Source organism: Veillonella parvula, from assembly GCF_945949885.1.
GTDB classification, from domain to species: domain Bacteria; phylum Bacillota; class Negativicutes; order Veillonellales; family Veillonellaceae; genus Veillonella; species Veillonella parvula_B.
Genome location: NZ_CAMFFZ010000001.1, coordinates 160,448 through 179,799, shown reverse-complemented (window position 1 = coordinate 179,799; position 19,352 = coordinate 160,448). Strand labels below are relative to the sequence as shown.

The following is a 19,352-nucleotide window of genomic DNA, read 5'->3' as shown; positions in this document are numbered from 1 at the left end:
AGAAAACACATAGATTATATAGACTATATGTGCGATAATATACATATATTATTTCATGTTAGTAATCGGAGAGATGATGCCGTTTGGTATCATCTCTTTAAATAGGAAAGATAATGAAAGATCAATTGATTGTAAAAGGTGCGCGTCAGCATAACCTAAAAAATATTGATATATCCTTGCCACGTGATCAGTTTATCGTCTTAACTGGTCTCAGTGGTTCTGGTAAATCATCCCTAGCATTTGATACAATTTACGCAGAAGGGCAACGACGTTATGTTGAGTCCCTGTCTGCGTATGCACGTCAATTTTTGGGACAAATGGATAAACCCGATGTCGATTATATTGAAGGTTTATCTCCCGCCATTTCTATCGACCAAAAGACGACGAGTCGCAACCCTCGTTCTACGGTTGGTACCGTAACGGAGATTTACGACTATTTACGTCTCTTATTTGCACGCGTAGGTCATGCACACTGTCCAGAATGTGGTAAGCCTATTACCCAGCAAACAATACAACAAATGACCGACGATGTAATGAGCTTTCCCGAATGTACAAAGGTTTTAGTGCTGGCCCCTATGATTCAAGGTAAAAAAGGGGAACATAAATCGGTGTTTGAACAACTTCGCAAAGAAGGCTTTGTTCGTGCTCGAGTAGACGGTGTAGTGCGCACCTTGGACGAAGAAATCGTATTAGAGAAGAACAAGAAACACTCCATCGATATCGTTGTGGACCGCCTCGTTGTAAAAGAAGGCATTGAATCTCGGTTGGCTGACTCTATGGAGACCGCTTCAAAATGGGCAGAAGGCATCGTTGTGATTCAAGAGGTAGACGGACCTGAACACATGTATAGCCAACATTTTGCGTGCCCAGATTGTCATATTTCATTACCTAAAATTGAACCGCGTATGTTCTCTTTTAATAGTCCGTTTGGTGCGTGCCCATCTTGTTTAGGGATTGGTTCTACTATGGAGGTTGATGAGGAGCGCGTTATTCCAGATGGATCTGTTAGCTTTGCCGATGGTTGCGTGCAAGCCTTGAGCTCCAATCCTAATGCTTGGTTTATGCGTCAAGTAGAAGGTCTATTAAAAGCTAATGGATATTCCTTAGACTCCACCTATGATGAATTGCCGAAAGCATTACAGAAAAAGGTGATGTACGGTACGACGGATAAGGTAAGCTTCACCTATGAAAATATGAGAGGTGAAATAAAGGAATTCTTTACTGAGTACGAAGGTATTTTACCGATGGTTAAGCGCCGTCATAGTGAAGCCTCTACAGACTCTATGCGTGAAGAATTTGAAAAGTTTATGTCTATTAAGCCGTGTACTACATGTCATGGGGCTCGTCTTAAACCTGAAGTATTAGCTATTACTGTAGGGGATAAGAATATCAACGAAGTAACGCAGTTAACTATTAAAGAAGCACTCGATTTCTTTGGTAATCTACAGTTAACTGAACGTGAACAAGTGATTGGTGCTCAAATTTTAAAGGAAATCAATGCTCGTCTAGGTTTCCTTAATAATGTAGGTCTCGATTACCTAACAATGAACCGTAGTGCAGGCACATTATCTGGTGGTGAAGCACAGCGTATTCGGTTAGCTACACAGATCGGCTCTGGCTTAGTAGGTGTATTATATATCCTAGATGAGCCATCTATCGGTTTACATCAACGCGATAATGATCGACTCATCGATACATTAAAAGGGTTACGTGACTTAGGCAATACCTTGCTCGTTGTAGAACATGATGAAGATACGATGCGTGCTGCCGATTATTTAGTAGATATCGGTCCTGGAGCAGGTGAACATGGCGGTCAAATCATTGCAGCAGGTACTGTTAAGGAAGTGATGAAGGTAGACAACTCCATTACTGGTCAGTACTTAAGTGGTCGTAAGTTTATAGCACTCCCCGAAGAACGCCGCAAACCAGGCAAGAATTGTATTGAGATTCGCGGTGCGAAGGAGAATAACTTACAAAATATTAATGTAAAATTTCCGATAGGAATATTTACTGTCGTTACGGGGGTCAGTGGTTCTGGTAAGTCTACCTTAATCAATGAAATCCTTTATAAAGGATTAGCGAATCAGTTGTATCGTTCTTATCATAAGGTGGGAGCTCATAAAGAGATTCGAGGCATTGAACATATTGATAAAATCATCAATATTGATCAAAGCCCTATCGGACGTACACCTCGTTCCAATCCAGCTACATATACAGGTGTATTTGATGCGATTCGCGAACTATATAGTCAAACGCCAGAAGCTAAGATGCGCGGCTATAAACAAGGTCGTTTTAGCTTTAACGTAAAAGGCGGTCGATGTGAGGCTTGTCGTGGTGATGGTATTATCAAGATTGAAATGCATTTCCTTCCAGATGTATACGTGCCTTGTGAAGTCTGCAAAGGAGCACGATATAATCGTGAAACCTTGGAGGTTAAATATAAAGGTAAATCCATTGCTGATGTATTAGATATGACCGTAGATGATGCGGTAGAATTCTTTAGTGCCATCCCTAAAATTAACCGTAAGATGGTTACCCTCCAAGAGGTTGGTCTTGGCTATATTCGTTTAGGTCAGGCGGCTACTACATTATCTGGTGGTGAGGCTCAACGGGTTAAGTTAGCTACAGAACTAGCTCGTCGTAGCACCGGTAAAACATTATACATCCTTGATGAGCCTACTACAGGCCTTCATGCTGAAGATATTCGTAAGTTGTTACACGTATTGCAACAACTTGTAGAGGGGGGCGATACAGTTGTCGTTATCGAACATAATTTAGATGTTATTAAGATGGCTGATCACATCATCGATCTTGGTCCTGAAGGTGGTAATCGCGGAGGCACTATCGTGGCAACTGGTACGCCTGAGGAAATTGTTAAGGTGAAAGAAAGCTATACCGGGAAATTCTTAGGTCCTGTATTGGAACAGACTAAGAAATTTATGAAAGCTGCAAAAAATAAGAAATAAAACATCTAAAAATCTACAAAGAAAGGAGGAAATATGCCGTCTGAAGAATTACTGGAAAAGGTTAGCCATTTGCCAACTACACCAGGCGTATATTTGTGGCGTGATCAATATAACCGAATTATTTATGTAGGTAAGGCTATTAACTTGCGAAATCGTGTGCGTTCCTATGTGCGTAACGATGCAAACCGCGCACCAAAGGTTACGGCCATGATGAAACGAGCCGTCGATGTGGAAGTCATTCAAACAAAAACGGAGATGGAAGCGCTCATCTTGGAGAATACACTTATCAAGGAGCATGAACCGAAATATAATATTAGGCTTCGTGATGATAAGACGTATCCCTATGTTAAAATATCAGTGCAAGAGGACTATCCTCGAGTATATATGACGCGTCGCCTAGAGCGTGATGGAGCCAAGTACTTTGGCCCTTTTACAGATGTCACATCTGTTCATGTGGTACTGAAATTAATACGACAGTACTATCCATTGCGTAGCTGTAAGTCTATGAAGGTAGAACGCCCATGCTTACAGTATCATATGCATTACTGCGAGGCGCCGTGTTTTAATAAAATATCGGTACCCGATTATCGGAAGTATATTGACGAAATCATAGAACTTTTTGAAGGTAAACCTATACCATTGCTAAAGGAAATTAAATCAAAGATGGAGGCTGCTGCAGAAGATTTGCGCTTTGAAGATGCTGCACGTTATCGTGATCAATTGTCTAGCATTGAAAAGATACAAGAAAAGCAACGCATGGTTACCCAACGTGGCGACTTAGACGTCTTAGGATTGGCTGTAGATACATCGATGGCCTGTGTACAGTTGCTATTTATCCGCGGTGGTCGTCTGTTAGGCCGTGAGAATTACTTTGTGCAACATGATGGCGATAGTTCAGAAACCATTATGACAGACTTTATCAAGCAATACTATGGAGATATAAACTTTATTCCTAAAGAGTTGTTACTACCTATGGAGAGTACAGATAGGGACTTATTAACGGAATGGTTTACACAGCTCAAAGGCCAACATGTAGATGTATCTGTGCCACAACGTGGCTATAAGATGGATATGATTAAGATGGCTCATGAAAATGCGGAAACTTTCCTTGAAGAACGTCGTCGTCAGTGGCAGCACCAAATCGATAAGACTGGCGGGGCGATTAAGAAGCTAGCCGAGATTCTCGACTTACCACGTTTACCCGAACGTATGGAGTGTTTCGATATCTCCCATACACAAGGAACTGAAACGGTGGCTTCTATGGTTGTTTTTGAAGGTGGCAAGCCTGCGAAGAAAGAATATCGCCGCTTTAAACTGAAAACCACACAAGGTAAACCTGATGATTTTAAATCGATGGCTGAAATTATGGAACGTCGTTACGGTAATGAAACAGACTGGCCTATGCCAGATCTTATTATCATCGATGGTGGTAAAGGTCAGCTCAATGCGGCTTTGCCGTTAATCCGTGCCGTTGGTGTTACAGATGTGCCAGTTATCTCCTTGGCTAAGCGTATTGAAGAGGTCTTTGTAGAGGGACAATCTGAAAGTATCATTTTGAGTCATCACACGCCGGAGCTTCAATTACTTCAACAAATTCGTGATGAAGCGCATCGCTTTGCCATTACCTATCACCGTAAGTTGCGCGGTAAGCGAAATCTTGAATCTATTCTTGACCATATTGAAGGTATCGGGCCTAAACGCCGTAAGGCCTTATGGGCTCACTTTAATAGTTTAGAGGCCATGAAAGAGGCATCTATCGATGAACTTGCAAAGGTAGAATCTATGAATTATAAGACGGCAGAAACACTATATAATTTCTTCCGTATGTCCAAAGTAGAGAAACAAGAGGTTTTAAAATAAAATTGAAAAAGCACCTATTGATGTCTTACACTGATGTGTAATATTCAATAGGTGCTTTTATTATTTTGTAATAGTTCTAGGTTTGTAATGTTGTATGTAGTATGTGCGAAGTGTAAATAATATACCCGCAACTACTACGCTAGCCAACAAACCAATCCATACGCCAAATGGTCCATAATTAGGATTTTTAGCAAGGGTATAAGCTGTTGGGAAACATACGCCCCAATAGGATATGAGCGAGATGTAAAGCACTACTTTTACATCCTTATAGGCTCTTAGAATACCTTGTAATGGAGTACCTATGGCATCGATGGCAGCAAAGAATACGCCATATCCGAGGAAGTGATAAATAAGCTCATATACTTCATCATCGTTGGTGAATAGATCAGCAATATTATCCATATGGGTGAACGTAAAGGCGCATATAAGAACAGCTATAATGATAGCTAATACACGAGAAATATAAGAGTATTGTATAGCTTCTATTTTTCGTCCTGCACCGAGTTCATAGGCAACGGCAATGGTAGAGGACATGGCGATACTTAATGGCAAGCAGTAGAATACATTAGTAAAAGAAATGACAGATTGATGAGCTGCTACTACAGCAGATCCAAAGTGAACCATTAAAAGCCCAGCAATGCTAAAGATACTAGCTTCAAAAAAGATAGAAAAACCTATGGGAATACCAACTTGTAATTGTTCACGGATAAAGTGAAAATTCGGGCTATGGAAATCTTTATAGATGCGATAGTCTTTTAACTTAGGATGCAATAGAATGACTAAGCTAAATAGAACGAAGTTTGTCCAACAGGCACCAGCAATACCGTAGCCAGCACCAACACCACCAATTTCAGGAAAACCGTAATGACCAAAGATGAGTGCATAATTTAAGAATACGTTAATTACAAAGCTTGTAAAGACGATGGCCATGGAGTAATGCGTTAATCCGTGAGAATCGACAGTGTTACGCAAGGTATTTACCCAGAGTAATGGGAATAAACCAAGTGCAAAGGCTTTCAGATAACTAATACATACCTCGGTGGCAGCCGGCTCAAGATTTAAATATGTCAATAAAGGGCGTAAGCCGAATATACCGATTAGTAAAATTAAAAATGCTAGTCCTGTACCGATGAAAAGGCCTTGATGAAAGATTATTGGAATATCATCTGTTTTCTTAGCTCCTAATAGTTGAGAAATAATTGGTGTGATACCCATTAATGTACCTTGTGCAAAGATATAGAAGAGGAGCCACAAATTATATCCCGTAGCAACACCAGCTAAATCAGTCGTACTATATTGCCCCGTTAAAAAGATGGCGATAAAGGTCGCTCCAATCAGGGAAAATTGAGTGATGCACATTGGAGTAAATAGTTTTATAAACAACCATAATTTTTGCAGTATAGAATATGTTTGATACATACTAACCTCCCTAGTAACGATATACTATACCATACCATAAAGTAGCTTAATTTAATAGCCAAAACCTAAGGGAAAAAGGAATTAAATTTATAAAAAATAGAGCCCATATTGTGATTATGTAAGGGGAGAAATGACCTTATATAAACTATCTTATTTAATAAGAAAGAATTATGATAAAAACGTATATATATGTTGATAATTGAATTTTACACTACTTTACTATATCGATTATAATATATATATACTATTGTTTTATTCTAAGGAGGATACATTGGACATCTTAACTGTACAAGGCTTATTAGCGATGCTTCAAATCATCGTTATTGATATTTTATTAGCTGGTGATAATGCCATCATTATTGGTATGGCGGCTCGCAACCTACCCGCACATTTACAGAAGAAGGCGATTTTCTGGGGCACAGCTGGCGCTATTATTTTACGTCTTGTTATGGCATTCCTATTTGTAGAGGCATTGAACAATATTCCTGCTCTTCGTTTAGTTGGTGGTATCCTTCTTTTATGGATCGGGTACAAGCTTGTTGTTGATGATGATAGCGAGCACAATATCGAGGCTAAAGATAACTTGCGCGCTGCTATCATGACCATTGTTATTGCAGATGGAATTATGGGTATTGATAATGTTATTGGTGTAGTTGGTGCCGCTAGTGGCAATATGACATTAGTTGCTGTCGGTATGCTTATTACAGTACCTATTATCATTTATGGTAGTACTTTATTTGTAAAAGTTATCGAACGCTTTCCAATCATCCTTTACGTTGGTGGCGGTATCCTTGCTTGGGTGGGTGCAGCGATGAGTGTGGAAGATAAATTAATTTCACATACCGTAGAACCGTATGCATTACTCATTAAAATTGGTGCTGTTATTCTCGTAGTAGGGGCATCTTTGTTAGTAAAGAAATTTAAGAAATAATGTAATATATCTCTTCTTCTAGTCATAGGAGGAGAGATATTTTTTTCGTAAAAGTATAGTCATTATAAAGAACCTTATAGGCTAATCTTAAGAATAACAGTGGTAGTCTAAGAGCTTTCTTTTAGATGAGAAAATAGAGAATTTGTGGTATAGTTAAGGGATAGTTATAGAATCAGCTGAGTGAATTGAGGTAAGTATAGAATGGAATTTTTAGAAGCTGCAACGTGGATAACGATTAGTAAAATTATTTTAATCGATATTTTATTGGCAGGAGATAATGCCGTTGTTATTGGTATGGCAGCGGGTAAATTGGCACCAGAATTACAAAAGAAAGCTGTTATCTGGGGTACAGTGGGGGCTATTGGAATGCGCCTTGTATTTGCCACTCTTTTAGTAGAAGCACTTACTTTAATTCCTCTTATTCACTTAGGTGGTGGCCTTGTACTTGTATGGATTGCCATTCAACTCTTAAAAGGTGGAGATGAAGATGCACATATTGAAGCTAAGAATTCCTTAATGGGAGCTATTTGGACAATCATTGTGGCTGATGCGATGATGAGTATCGATAATGTAATTGGCGTAGTTGGTGCCGCTAAAGGACATTTAGAGCTCGTTATTGTTGGTATGTTAATCACTGTTCCAATCATTGTGTTTTGCTCTACACTATTTGCTCGTATCATTAATAAGTTTCCTGTCATCCTTTGGGCTGGTGGTGCTTTATTAGGTTGGGTTGCTGGTGAAATGATTGTGGAAGATCCACTTCTTATGCCATATATTCAAGGTGAAGAATTACTCGTGAAATTCGGCACTGTATTCTTTGTACTTATCGTAACTGGCATGATTAAAATTTGGAAGAAAAGAGACTCGTAATGAACGGTACAAGTCGTACATCTCGTAAAAAGAAATCTAAACAACAACGTAGAAATGGTAATCGTGCGAATACAGGTCAATCAGTTACTAGTACATTATCTAAGAAGCAACAAGATATATTCAATGCTCCAGTTAAGTTAGGTGATGAAGTATTGGTAACTATTCATGGCATCGGTAGCAGCGGTGAAGGGGTAGGTCGTGTAGATGACTTTACTGTCTTTGTGCCTTTTGCCTTACCTGGAGAAACTGTGAAAGTAGCTATTAATATGGTTAAAAAAACCTATGCTACAGGGCGCCTCTTAGAAATTGTTACGATGGCTCCCAATCGTATCGATGCAAGTTGTGATCTTTATGGATTTTGTGGAGGCTGCCAACTACAGCACATTACCTATGAAGGACAGCTTTCATTAAAAACACAAAAGGTGAAGGCCGTTATCGAACGCATTGGTCATCAAAATCCTGACCTTGTTAAACCTACTTTAGGACCTAAAAATCCCTGGGCATATCGTAATAAGATGCAAATGCCTGTAGGAGGGACTAAAGGCGATATTCAAATGGGGTTCTATGCGATGGGATCTCACGATATCGTACAAGGTACGAATTGTCCAATACAATCTGAAGGTAATAATAGTATTGCTCAAGCTTGCTATCAAATTGCTAAAGAATTTGATATCGAACCGTATGATGAACATACAGGCAAAGGTATACTACGCCATGTAATCGGTCGTATTGGACAATCTGGATGGATGATTATCCTTGTAACGGCAACAGAACACTTGCCACATCAAGAGAAGTGGGTTGAAAAATTAATTGAACGAGTTCCCCAAGTAGAAACCATTGTTCATAACGTAAATGGGAAGCGTACAAATGTTATATTAGGGCCTAAAAATAACATTCTCTATGGGGATGGAACGATTACAGACCATATTAAGGATTTACGGTTTACTCTATCTCCACATTCCTTTTTCCAAGTTAATCCTGAACAAACCACGGTGCTTTATGATCAAGCACTAGCGTATGCAGACATAAAAGGAAACGAAACCGTTATTGATGCGTACTGTGGTACTGGGACTATTTCATTATTCCTAGCCCATAAGGCAAAACATGTTATCGGCATAGAAATCGTAGAACCAGCTATTATCAACGCTCGTGAAAACGCCCGACGCAATGGCTATGATAATACAGAGTTTATCGTCGCCGATGCGGCCGTAGAAATGCCAAAACTCTATAAAGCAGGCGTACGACCTGACGTTATTGTATTCGATCCAATCCGGGCAGGCTGTAAAGAAGAAGTACTAACCTCTGCGGCTGGTATGAAACCAAAACGCATTGTTTACGTATCCTGTAACCCAGCAACTATGGCAAGAGACATTGAAATCCTTACACACTACGGCTATGAGCTAAAAGAAATCCAACCTGTAGACATGTTCCCAATGACCGCTCACGTTGAGGCCGTGGCTTTGCTTACTAGGAAAGAAGTGACGCAGTAAGCATTAGCATTATCCTTGTACTCGGTATTTGATAATACTGAGGCGGAGTATGAATTATAACATTAAATGCTTCTAATAAATATGTGTTGTTTCTGGAATTTTTATCGTTTTTGTACTTTTTAATATATGTGAGGTAATCACTATGGCAATTTCTAATATGAAGGTTACTCTTTTATGTCCTGTAGAAATCGTGTGGAATACGGTCACGAATGTAAATGATTTTTCCTGGAGAAGTGATTTAAAAGATGTAAGAAGTATAGATGAGCATAATTTTATAGAGATTACCAAGGACGGAATTGAAACTCATTTTAAAGTTACAGAATGCGTTACATACCAATCATGGATATTTGAGATAGAAAATAAGAATATTAAAGGCACTTGGGTTGGAAAATTCTATGCAAAGGGAGATAAAACGATTCTGGACTTTACTGAAAACGTTGTCTCTAAAAAATTAATATTTAAGCCATTTATAAGTTTATATTTGAAACGACAACAGAAAATATATTTTAGAGATTTAAAAGCGAAACTGAATTGTGAAGAGTTTGACGCTGTTAGATAATATTTATAGATTAGTTTTATCAAAATAGAAGGTGGTGCGTTTTGTGGCTGAGATTAGATTTGAAAATCTTCGAAAACTTCTAAAGAGCATGATAGAAAAGTGATGAAGAGATTATTTGTCAAGTTGCAAAGCGTCATGGTAAATAGAATATCTGTGGAATGCAATTTTTAAATGTGCATGGATTAAAATTTATAAATGTTATTGTTACTTCGTTAAGAAAAAGATAAATTGAGATTTTAGAATTGTATTTGGTATAGGATAGCCTTTCGTTTATGCGAGGGGCTTTTACTATACACTCATATTTATATATGTAATATAATAAAAATAAATTGTTGTAGATTGTGTAACGAGGAATATATTATGGGGTTAATGTTAGATGTTCATGAGATAATGCGCCAATTGAGTCAATGGAGACCAATATTTCACTCAGAAGCAGACTTTCAGTTTTCCTTGGCTTGGATCATTAAAGAGAAATATCCTGATTGTGAAATACGATTAGAGTTTGTACCAGAGTTTAATCCAAACTTACATCTAGATATTCTTGTTATATTAGATGGCAAATGGATTCCTATTGAATTAAAATATACTACTAAAAAGTGCATTAAAAATATAAAGAATGAAACATATGTATTGAAGGAGCAAGGTGCAAAAGATTTAGGTTGTTATAACTATTTAAAAGATATTATGCGTATAGAGGAGTTTAGGGATAAGGCTGATACATTTATTGAAGGTTATACTATTAAGATAACTGGTGAGATGTCTTATTTAAAACCTCCAATAAAAGAAAATTGTACATACGCTGAATTTTCTATTGACAATGGTTCTATTAAAACTGGATGTATGAATTGGTCTACTAACACAGGAAAAGGAACAATGCGTGGAATGGAAGCACCTATAGTATTAACTGGTATGTATCCTATAAATTGGAAAGAATACTCTAAAGTTGATGATACTAATAGTGGTACTTTTATGTATCTTGTAAATACTATTAATAAATAAATTAGGAGGCATATATGTTTAAACCAGTTCGAAAAAGAATAAATGAAATAGACCATAGTACTGCAGAAGCTTTATTACAATCTAATCGTCGTGGAATTATTGCTATGAATGGTGATGATGGTTATCCTTATGCTATTCCTATTAATTATTTTTACGATTGCGATAAGCAAAAAATTTATTTTCATGGAGCAAAGGCTGGTCATAAAGTAGATGCATTGAAAACTTCAGATAAGGTATGTTTTACCGTATATGGTAATGAGCGTATTGATGAATCTGAATCCTGGGCACCGTATGTACAAAGTGTTGTTGTATTTGGGAGATGTCGTTTATTAGAGGCCGGACCAGAATCTATAAATCGATTAAAAGAATTTGCTATGAAATATTATCCTGATGAAAATTTAGTGGATGAAGAAATTGCTCATAGTGGGCGAGCAGCACAAATGTTTGAAATCACCATTGAACATATGAGTGGTAAACAAGTACAAGAGAAATAATAGTTAAGCTCTTCGCTTATGCGAAGGGCTTTTACTATACACTCATACTTATAAATGTAATATAATGTAATTAGTAATAATCATTTTAATACTATAGTTTATGGGAGAGAGCTATGATACAGCTAAAGGATTTAGGTACGTTTGAATCTGTGCCTCATATAGTAACAGATATTGTAAAAGGAAATATCAAAGCTTTAGAAAACGCACTAGCAGATGGATGGGGTATTCATAAACCTATACAATTGGGTAAGTATAGTGAGTATTCCCCTCTAGAATTGGCGTTAGTAATGAATTGTTTACCAAGTGTTCAATGGCTAGTTGAACATGGTGCAGGCTTAAATGATAAAGAGTTTTATTATCTGTACGATATGGAACAAAAGAGATAATTAAATACGTTGTGGAACATGGGGCTAATATTCATGCTTTAAATTGTGTGAAAGTAGATGTTTTTCAGGCCGCTTTATATGGTAAACAATATAAGCATTTACAGCTTATTCATGACTTAGGTCATACAGTCGAGAAATATGGTGGTCAAGCTTTCAGGAATGCTATTACAGATAGAAATTATAAGGTCCTAGATTTCTTTATCAATAATGGTGTAGAGATTAACTATAATAAGCCAGATTCTGATTTTATATCCATAGATTTTCTCCCTCTAATTGATACAATTCCATTTAAAGTAGGCCGTCGTAACCTATTGCGTTTATCTAAAGAGCTAGGTGAGTATAATGATTGGCAAATTGTATGGGATCCTAAGTCTAAAAAGATTGCTTGTTATGATACCGAGCATCAGGAGCTACGGGAACTTTGCAAGTTTGATGAGTTTATGGCAGATATGGCAGGTCAATTAGAAAACTTATTCTAATGTATATCGTAAAGGAGAGTCGATACATATGATAGATACCTTTGAGAAAACATATATTGATTGGTCCATTGATGTGGGTGAGTACAAATATGAAGGGACTACATTGAATGAGGTTGAGCAAAATCTATATGCTATTGAGGATCAAGAGCAAGATTTTGTAGTTATATCACCATCAAATGCAATCTCAATAGATACTAAAAAGTATAACTTTGTACAAGTTTGTAGTGATCAAGATACTGATTTATTACATATAGAGCTTAGTGCAATTAGTGATGGTGAACAGGGCGCTATTATATATGGTAAAAATGAGCTAGGACATCAAGAGGTATTACAGATAATAAAAGAATTTATTGTACATCATAAGGTACCATCGTTAGATGATTGGGAAATCGTGTTAGATTTAAGACCGAAGATGGAAAGCTATATAAAAGGAACAGAAAATGACTAATCCTGCAATATATGATGAACAGTTAAGGCAATATACCATATCCTACGAAGGAATACAGTTTTGCTGGGATGAGAAACCAACAGATATAAATTTAGATACGGCAAGACTATTAGCTACTAATTACCATAAGAATATAGATACAATCGTTACTTTCATCTATAACGAAATAAGCGATTTGTATGGTGAGGTAACTATTGAAGAAGTGAAAAGACGTATTGGTACGCCTATTATTGAACCCGAACGTGATGCTGTAACCTATTGCGAGCAAACCTTTGATGATACCCATATCTTTTCTTTTACATTTTGGGATGATGAATTCAAAGATTTACATTATTTTGCCATAGATGGATGATATATTTTCCATGATTTTGCTATTATGACTTATATGTGGAGTCTATTATGTTATATACACCTAATAACATTTTGTATAAGTATATTCGCTATCGATTTAGACGGATTCAGATTCAGTGCAATATGTTATATGATATAGCACCAGAGAAAGAAGATGAGATTTGTCGTAATCTATTAAAAAAGAGAGCTAAGATATTAATTCCAGCTGGTATATTATATTTTTTGCTTTTGGGGGTTATCTTCGCTTGGCTAGTAGGAACAAGTGAGGAATTAAATCCATTAATGCAATGGGAATTAAGAGTAATAGACTATGTTATACCCATTTTAAATACCATAGATATTAAGTGGTATGCATATCCTCTAGATCTATTATGGGTAGCAATTATATTAGCGCCTATAGCGATTATAAATGCATCTCCTTATATCATTTTTTCCTATATTGTAGATACTATATTGATACGACGTGAGGTAAAAGCTTTAATCAAAACTTATTCTATGAATGAGTAATTAAAAATTTAGATTATATCGGTTTAAACTAGTAGAGGGTATTATGAGTAATCTGAAAGATTTTAATTGGACCGGATTTTGGAACGATGTTGACTATGCATTTGAATCCTATATAGGTAAACCTGTTACTGATGAGGATATTAAAGCAGCTGAAGCAAATCTAGGGTATACATTGCCGGCAGCTTATATTGAGCTACTTAAAAACCATAATGGTGGTGTAGTAAATAAAAATTGTTTTATCAATGATAATAGGGATTGTGTATATATAACAGGTATATATGGCATCGATAGAGATAAGAAATACTCTCTTTTAGGTGAGATAGGGAATGAATTTTGGATTTCGAAAGTAAAATATCCCCCTATCGGTGTCGTTGTAGCCGATACGATTTCTGGTGGGCATGACATGATTTTTCTCGATTATCGTGAGTGTGGTCCTATAGGTGAACCTAAGGTTGTCCGTGTAGACCAAGAATGTGATTACTCAATTACTCTATTAGCAGATAACTTTGGTGATTTTATTAAGGGCTTATATATCAGTATAGAAGACATTACGGACGAAGAGTTTCAAGAATTAAGTGATGCGGAAAAGGTTAAGTTCTTTAATGGTCAAGAGGATATCGATATCAAGCGTGCGATGGAGCTGTTAAATAATATAGGCATCGATAATTTGCCCTTTATATTGCTAAGCACCTTAGGACGTATGTATAACAATAATAGCCGACCGGCAGAGGCTATCGATTTATTTGATCGTATCGATGAGGCACATCGTGATTGGTCTTGGTATTATCGTTGTGGTTGTGCTCATGCGACGTTAGCTATTGGTGAAAGCTACGAGTCTGAACATGTACAGAAGGCATTATAGTTAATAGAGACAGGCATAAAAATGACGAAAGAAGCTCACTTAGATAAACAGCTTGGTTGGTGCTGTGAAGTAGTAAAGTATCAACTATTTAAAATTAAGCCAAAAGAGTACAAGGAGGATTATCCTGTGATATTTGAAACCATTAAGAATCTTTTTGATAAGAAAAATAGTAAAGATACTACAGAAGGTAAAGCTACTACGGAAGGTAAAGCTACTGGAGATATTAATGAATGCGAAGAAGATAACTATCCTACATATGATGTAGTACATTGGGGATTTAATAAGCAAACATATGGCAGAGAAGAGTTTTCCAAAGAATACAATGAAAATGTAAAGAAATATGTAGATGATGAAGCAGATGACGACGATAGATTAGAAGAACCGGAAATTCTAGTAACCTATGAAGCTTGGATTGAAAGTGAAGATCAACTTTTTGATAATGAACGTGTTACCGATGAGGAATTACTTGAAGAAGATAAAGAAGATGGCATGTGGCAGGTAGAAATTATGGCTCATCTTGTGGCGGATAATGGTACATATTTTACTAGAGAAGAATTACTCTTTAAATTGCATAATTTAATGGCTAATAAAGAACTTGGTGATCACGTATTCTTTGAAGGTATTGAATACGAAGGTCATGAATGTGAAGGTTACGGACTTATAGATAATGAAGATGGTATACCTGTATTCTTTATTGTTTGTGGTAGCTAGTTTCTAAATAATGTTAACTATAAGACTATATTTGTAATATGATAGGATGTGGCATCATGACATTAACGGTTGAATAATTTAAAGCTCTTTCTGATATAGAGCAATTACAAACTATAAAAGCCCTTAATGATACTGAGCAAGTAGAAACTATAATTGATGTGTTAACTAGTGTGGGCATAGAAAATTTATCTATATCTCTGTTAGGTGAGCTCGGTAGAGCTTATAACAATAATGGCAATGAAAAAGAGGCAATTAAGGTATTAGAGTCTATTGATGAAGAATATCGTGATGCGGTGTGGTATTATCGCTGTGCCTATGCGTATGGAGCCATTGCTTTAGATAATAATGAATCGTACACATCAGATACTATGAAACAGATACTAAGATTAGTAGCTCAGGGCGTACGTTTAGCTCAGGAACAGAATCTGGATGATATAAAATTGTACTGTTTTGAAGTCATTGATATGTGCTATATGCAAATGGACTTTGAAAAGTGTGAAGTAGAGTATCCTGAGTTAAGTAAAGCTTATAGCAATTATGTAGCAGAGAAAAAGAAGAAACGAGAAGGTGTACCTCATCATCGCACCATCACAGTGGAAGAAATCCAAACTACAGATGATATGTGGAGCATAAATGAGCCTGCTTATTGGTCTATCAATATTTATGGCTCTCATGATGATTATATAGAATCCTCAAAAGGTTTTACCTTAGAGCAACGATACCTTAATGCTATATCGTGGTATTTCGCAGAGATTAATAATGGTGGTCATCATCAATTCTTCTATAACTCTACCGGTATTGTATGGGAAGATGCTTTAGCAGGTTTGCGCCGATTTAAGATGGATGAGCTAGCAGATAATTTACAATCGGTAATCAATTACTTTGGCGGTTCTGTTCCATTTGATAGAGCCGAACGATGGACTATTTTACAAGATTGGGAGAATGAAGCTGAATTATTCGATTTCCTAGATGAAAAAGATGATGTAATATATGAATATGATGGAATCTTTGAAGATGCATTTGTACATGAACATCCTGAATTATTTGTATTTGATGGTACCTATAAAGTTCCAGAATAAGCTTGGTATATATTTAACAAGATATAATCGATGTAACCGGTACAACTGGTACTTTCACTATGTTAATCGATTTTATTATGTAGTAACTTTCACCAAGTAGAAACGATATATTAGAGGTATTACATGTTAGATAAACAAGGCGTATATGATTGTTTGCGTGACCATCATATCGATTTTGAAATTACAGATCACGCACCATTATTTAGTATGGACGATAAGCCAAATGTGCAGTTGCCCTATCCTGAGTGGGATGCGAAGAATTTATTTATACGAGATCATAAACGAGAGCATTACTATTTAATTACCGTTCGTGGTTCTAAACGTGTAGATCTAAAACAATTCCGTAAGGACCATAAGTTGAAAAAGATTTCCTTTGGCTCTGAAGAAGAACTATGGGATATTTTGAAGATTAAACCTGGTCACGTATCTCCATTTTGCTTGCTTCATGATGAGGACCTTAAGGTCCATTATTATATTGATGCGGACTACGAGAATAATTTGATTGGTATACATCCGAACCAAAATGATGCGACTGTATGGCTTCAAGGCAAAGAACTAGTCAAACTTATTGAAGAACATGGTACAACTATTGAATATATAACAATATAAGCGTAACATCCTATTTGTTGGAACTAATATTACTCAATATAGTTTTCATAGATAGGATGTTTTTATATGCAAAAGGTCTCATAATCTTTTATAATAATGTAAGAGCATTTGTTATATAAGAGGTTTTATATGAAAGTTAAATTGATTCAACCACGTATGTTGAAGCGTCCTATGGATACAGATTTAAAAATACGTATGTCCCCACATTTAGGGTTGTTAACGGTGGCTAATATTATTCGTTATGAGTGTGAGGTCACAATTGAAAATGAAAATATTAGAGCTATTGATTTTGATGATGTGCCTGACTTGGTAGGAATAGCAGTTACAGTAGATGTTTTACCTAGAGCTATTGAAATTGCATCTATATATATAGAAAAAGGTGTTAAGGTGATTGCTGGTGGTATACATATTACGACAGCATCCAATACTATACCTAAGGAGGCATTTGATAGTCTTTGTATAGGTTTCGCAGAAAATACATGGCCTCAAATTATAGAAGATGCTAAACATGGTCGATTACAATCTCAATACGTATCTGGTCCTTTAGAGTCTGGAGACGATATTGCATCACCTGCATATGACTTAATAGATAAGACCGATTACTTATGGTACAATGTTGTTTCTACTAGTCGAAGTTGTCCTCATAAGTGCGATTTTTGCTATAATAGTTCTGGAACACACCAATATATTAATCGCAATATAGAGGATGTGTTAGAAGATATCAAAAAATTAGGTACAAAACATATTATGTTTATTGATGATAATTTTATTGGTAATATTTCTTGGACTAAACAGTTTTTAGAACGTATTAAACCTTTGAAGTTAAACTGGAATGCAGCGGTTACCATGAAAATAGGGCAACACCCTGAATTGATGGATTTAATGAAAGAAACTGGTTGCCAGAGTTTATTTATTGGTTTTGAAAGTATCAGCCCTCAATCTTTATCTAGCGTTCATAAAATGCAAAATAATCGTGAAGAGTTTGAACGACTTATTAACGAATTACATAAGCGTGGTATTATGGTTAATGCTAGTTTTGTATTTGGCTTAGATGGAGATACACCAGAGACTTTTAAAAATACGTTAGATTGGATTATTAGCCAGAAAATTGATACGATTACATCACATATTGTCACACCATACCCAGGTACTGAATTCTACAAGAGAATGGAAGCTCAAAATAGAATTTTTGATTATGATTTATCAAAATATAATACGTCTCACGTAGTTGTATCACCGTTAAGTATGTCTAAAGAAGAATTAGAAAAAGGGTATCTTTGGATCTATAAAGAGCTATATTCCATAAAAAATATATTTCGTCGCATGCCTAAAACTATTGGCACAATACCAGCATATTTAACATTTAATTTCTTTTATCGTAGATTTGGACACTTTACAGCAAAAGTATGTAATCTGTTAACTTATAAGCGTATTGGCTTGTTTGCTGAAAAGCTATCAAGATATATGTAAAGGAGTATGTATGAATAAAAATTTATTAAAACGTATTGTACTAACATCTGCCATAGCAGTATTAGGTGTAAGCACATCTTTTGCAGCTCTTGTTATGGAGCGAGATCAATCTGTAGATACAGCACCTAGTGTAGGTATGTATCGTTTCAAAGTGCCTGTAGAGCTACAAGAAACTTATAATAGTGCAGGTGTAGCTAATCTGACAGCATCTATGGAAAAAGAACCTAATACATTGTCCATGAATGTGGCTCATGTAAAGGGGAATCCAGCTGAGTCTTATGTAGTTGAAATCTATAAAGATTTAGCTGCTATTGAAGCGCATCGCAAATCTGATCATTATCAAGCCTTTGTTAATGAAGTCGGTTCTAAATTAACGAATCGTAAGATGTACGATGTACAGTCTGTACTTTTATTTGAAAAGAAAGATGCATTATCTATCATAAATGATGGTAAGGCAGTAGTTACCTTAACTGAGTTTACTGTTGATAGGAATGAAATCGATACGGTACAACGACAATATCAACTCGATATGGAACGTGCCGTTCGGGATGATGCGGGGTATAAGGCCGGTTATGTGCTTCGTGAAAGAAACGCAAAAAATCGCTGGTATGTCATTCAGATCTATAGCGATCAGGAAGCCCTTACTAAACACTTGAATAGCCCAGGTTATCGCTTTATGATGAGTCAAATCCAAGGTAGTCTACAAGGGGTTACTACTAAAGTATTAGAGGGGGATATCCTTGTAAATCATGGTGGTCAAGCTTTTGTCAGACCTTAGTCTTTGATATAATACTAATCAGTAAAGTTACTGCTAGCATATTATGTGCTAGCAGTTTTTTACTATATAATAGGTTTATAATCT

The 19,352-nt window shown here is 36.4% G+C and carries 16 protein-coding genes and 2 pseudogenes; 17 read left to right on the top strand and 1 reads right to left on the bottom strand.

The window, feature by feature from the left end; all coding sequences use genetic code 11:
* Window positions 1-113 precede the first annotated feature (113 nt).
* Both uvrA and uvrC read left to right on the top strand, forming a co-directional pair.
* Window positions 114-2,966: an excinuclease ABC subunit UvrA gene (uvrA, locus tag Q7O55_RS00875; RefSeq protein ID WP_303927699.1), complete on the top strand. Its 2,853-nt coding sequence runs from the start codon at window positions 114-116 to the stop codon at window positions 2,964-2,966.
* Window positions 2,967-2,999: 33 nt separating this feature from the next.
* Window positions 3,000-4,826, top strand: coding sequence for an excinuclease ABC subunit UvrC (gene uvrC, locus Q7O55_RS00870; protein ID WP_303927697.1), 1,827 nt, complete (start codon window positions 3,000-3,002; stop codon window positions 4,824-4,826).
* Between the two features lie 60 nt (window positions 4,827-4,886).
* Here uvrC and Q7O55_RS00865 read toward each other — a convergent pair whose 3' ends face one another.
* Entirely contained in the window at window positions 4,887-6,245 is a 1,359-nt protein-coding gene (locus Q7O55_RS00865) for an MATE family efflux transporter (RefSeq protein WP_303927696.1), read from the bottom strand.
* A gap of 271 nt (window positions 6,246-6,516) precedes the next feature.
* On the opposite strand from Q7O55_RS00865, the gene Q7O55_RS00860 reads away from it, so the two are divergent.
* From Q7O55_RS00860 to Q7O55_RS00790, 15 genes and pseudogenes are all read left to right on the top strand, one after another.
* Entirely contained in the window at window positions 6,517-7,176 is a 660-nt protein-coding gene (locus tag Q7O55_RS00860) for a TerC family protein (protein WP_303927694.1), read from the top strand.
* Window positions 7,177-7,377: 201 nt separating this feature from the next.
* On the top strand, window positions 7,378-8,046 hold the full coding sequence (locus Q7O55_RS00855; RefSeq protein WP_278606978.1) for a TerC family protein: 669 nt from the start codon (window positions 7,378-7,380) through the stop codon (window positions 8,044-8,046).
* Window positions 8,046-9,536, top strand: a complete 1,491-nt coding sequence (gene rlmD / locus Q7O55_RS00850; RefSeq protein WP_303927691.1) for a 23S rRNA (uracil(1939)-C(5))-methyltransferase RlmD — start codon at window positions 8,046-8,048, stop codon at window positions 9,534-9,536. The genes Q7O55_RS00855 and rlmD overlap by 1 nt, the downstream gene beginning before the upstream one ends.
* 142 nt (window positions 9,537-9,678) lie before the next feature.
* Window positions 9,679-10,095 (top strand): polyketide cyclase, encoded by a 417-nt coding sequence (locus tag Q7O55_RS00845; RefSeq protein ID WP_303927689.1) that lies wholly within the window; start codon window positions 9,679-9,681, stop codon window positions 10,093-10,095.
* 360 nt (window positions 10,096-10,455) lie between these two features.
* Complete coding sequence (locus tag Q7O55_RS00840) at window positions 10,456-11,094, top strand: hypothetical protein (RefSeq protein ID WP_303927688.1); 639 nt, start codon at window positions 10,456-10,458, stop codon at window positions 11,092-11,094.
* A gap of 14 nt (window positions 11,095-11,108) precedes the next feature.
* Window positions 11,109-11,588 (top strand): pyridoxamine 5'-phosphate oxidase family protein, encoded by a 480-nt coding sequence (locus tag Q7O55_RS00835; RefSeq protein ID WP_303927686.1) that lies wholly within the window; start codon window positions 11,109-11,111, stop codon window positions 11,586-11,588.
* A gap of 113 nt (window positions 11,589-11,701) precedes the next feature.
* A pseudogene (locus Q7O55_RS00830) lies at window positions 11,702-12,453 on the top strand (hypothetical protein).
* Between the two features lie 28 nt (window positions 12,454-12,481).
* On the top strand, window positions 12,482-12,901 hold the full coding sequence (locus tag Q7O55_RS00825) for a bacteriocin (RefSeq protein WP_303927685.1): 420 nt from the start codon (window positions 12,482-12,484) through the stop codon (window positions 12,899-12,901).
* Window positions 12,894-13,253 carry a hypothetical protein gene (locus tag Q7O55_RS00820; protein WP_303927684.1) on the top strand — a complete coding sequence of 120 codons (360 nt, stop codon included), beginning with the start codon at window positions 12,894-12,896 and terminating at the stop codon, window positions 13,251-13,253. The genes Q7O55_RS00825 and Q7O55_RS00820 overlap by 8 nt, the downstream gene beginning before the upstream one ends.
* Window positions 13,254-13,300: 47 nt before the next feature.
* On the top strand, window positions 13,301-13,759 hold the full coding sequence (locus Q7O55_RS00815) for a glycosyl transferase family 4 (RefSeq protein ID WP_303927683.1): 459 nt from the start codon (window positions 13,301-13,303) through the stop codon (window positions 13,757-13,759).
* A gap of 43 nt (window positions 13,760-13,802) precedes the next feature.
* Window positions 13,803-15,332, top strand: a pseudogene (locus Q7O55_RS00810) (SMI1/KNR4 family protein).
* 95 nt (window positions 15,333-15,427) lie between these two features.
* The gene (locus Q7O55_RS00805; RefSeq protein WP_303927717.1) at window positions 15,428-16,411 is read left to right on the top strand and encodes a DMP19 family protein; all 984 of its coding nucleotides are present in this window, start codon (window positions 15,428-15,430) and stop codon (window positions 16,409-16,411) included.
* A 123-nt stretch (window positions 16,412-16,534) separates the two neighbouring features.
* Window positions 16,535-17,020, top strand: coding sequence for a prolyl-tRNA synthetase associated domain-containing protein (locus Q7O55_RS00800; protein WP_303927682.1), 486 nt, complete (start codon window positions 16,535-16,537; stop codon window positions 17,018-17,020).
* Between the two features lie 129 nt (window positions 17,021-17,149).
* Window positions 17,150-18,490, top strand: coding sequence for a radical SAM protein (locus Q7O55_RS00795; protein ID WP_303927680.1), 1,341 nt, complete (start codon window positions 17,150-17,152; stop codon window positions 18,488-18,490).
* 10 nt (window positions 18,491-18,500) lie between these two features.
* Window positions 18,501-19,268, top strand: coding sequence for an antibiotic biosynthesis monooxygenase (locus Q7O55_RS00790; protein ID WP_303927679.1), 768 nt, complete (start codon window positions 18,501-18,503; stop codon window positions 19,266-19,268).
* Window positions 19,269-19,352: the final 84 nt, after the last annotated feature.

Bases quoted from the DNA above. Each gene is read 5' to 3' on its own strand.
- Q7O55_RS00865 (WP_303927696.1), bottom strand. From the start codon at position 6,245: ATGTATCAAACATATTCTATACTGCAAAAATTATGGTTGTTTATAAAA.
- uvrA (WP_303927699.1), top strand. From the start codon at position 114: ATGAAAGATCAATTGATTGTAAAAGGTGCGCGTCAGCATAACCTAAAA.
- Q7O55_RS00790 (WP_303927679.1), top strand. From the start codon at position 18,501: ATGAATAAAAATTTATTAAAACGTATTGTACTAACATCTGCCATAGCA.
- Q7O55_RS00820 (WP_303927684.1), top strand. From the start codon at position 12,894: ATGACTAATCCTGCAATATATGATGAACAGTTAAGGCAATATACCATA.
- Q7O55_RS00840 (WP_303927688.1), top strand. From the start codon at position 10,456: ATGGGGTTAATGTTAGATGTTCATGAGATAATGCGCCAATTGAGTCAA.
- Q7O55_RS00815 (WP_303927683.1), top strand. From the start codon at position 13,301: ATGTTATATACACCTAATAACATTTTGTATAAGTATATTCGCTATCGA.
- rlmD (WP_303927691.1), top strand. From the start codon at position 8,046: ATGAACGGTACAAGTCGTACATCTCGTAAAAAGAAATCTAAACAACAA.
- Q7O55_RS00795 (WP_303927680.1), top strand. From the start codon at position 17,150: ATGAAAGTTAAATTGATTCAACCACGTATGTTGAAGCGTCCTATGGAT.
- Q7O55_RS00835 (WP_303927686.1), top strand. From the start codon at position 11,109: ATGTTTAAACCAGTTCGAAAAAGAATAAATGAAATAGACCATAGTACT.
- Q7O55_RS00845 (WP_303927689.1), top strand. From the start codon at position 9,679: ATGGCAATTTCTAATATGAAGGTTACTCTTTTATGTCCTGTAGAAATC.
- uvrC (WP_303927697.1), top strand. From the start codon at position 3,000: ATGCCGTCTGAAGAATTACTGGAAAAGGTTAGCCATTTGCCAACTACA.
- Q7O55_RS00800 (WP_303927682.1), top strand. From the start codon at position 16,535: ATGTTAGATAAACAAGGCGTATATGATTGTTTGCGTGACCATCATATC.
- Q7O55_RS00855 (WP_278606978.1), top strand. From the start codon at position 7,378: ATGGAATTTTTAGAAGCTGCAACGTGGATAACGATTAGTAAAATTATT.
- Q7O55_RS00825 (WP_303927685.1), top strand. From the start codon at position 12,482: ATGATAGATACCTTTGAGAAAACATATATTGATTGGTCCATTGATGTG.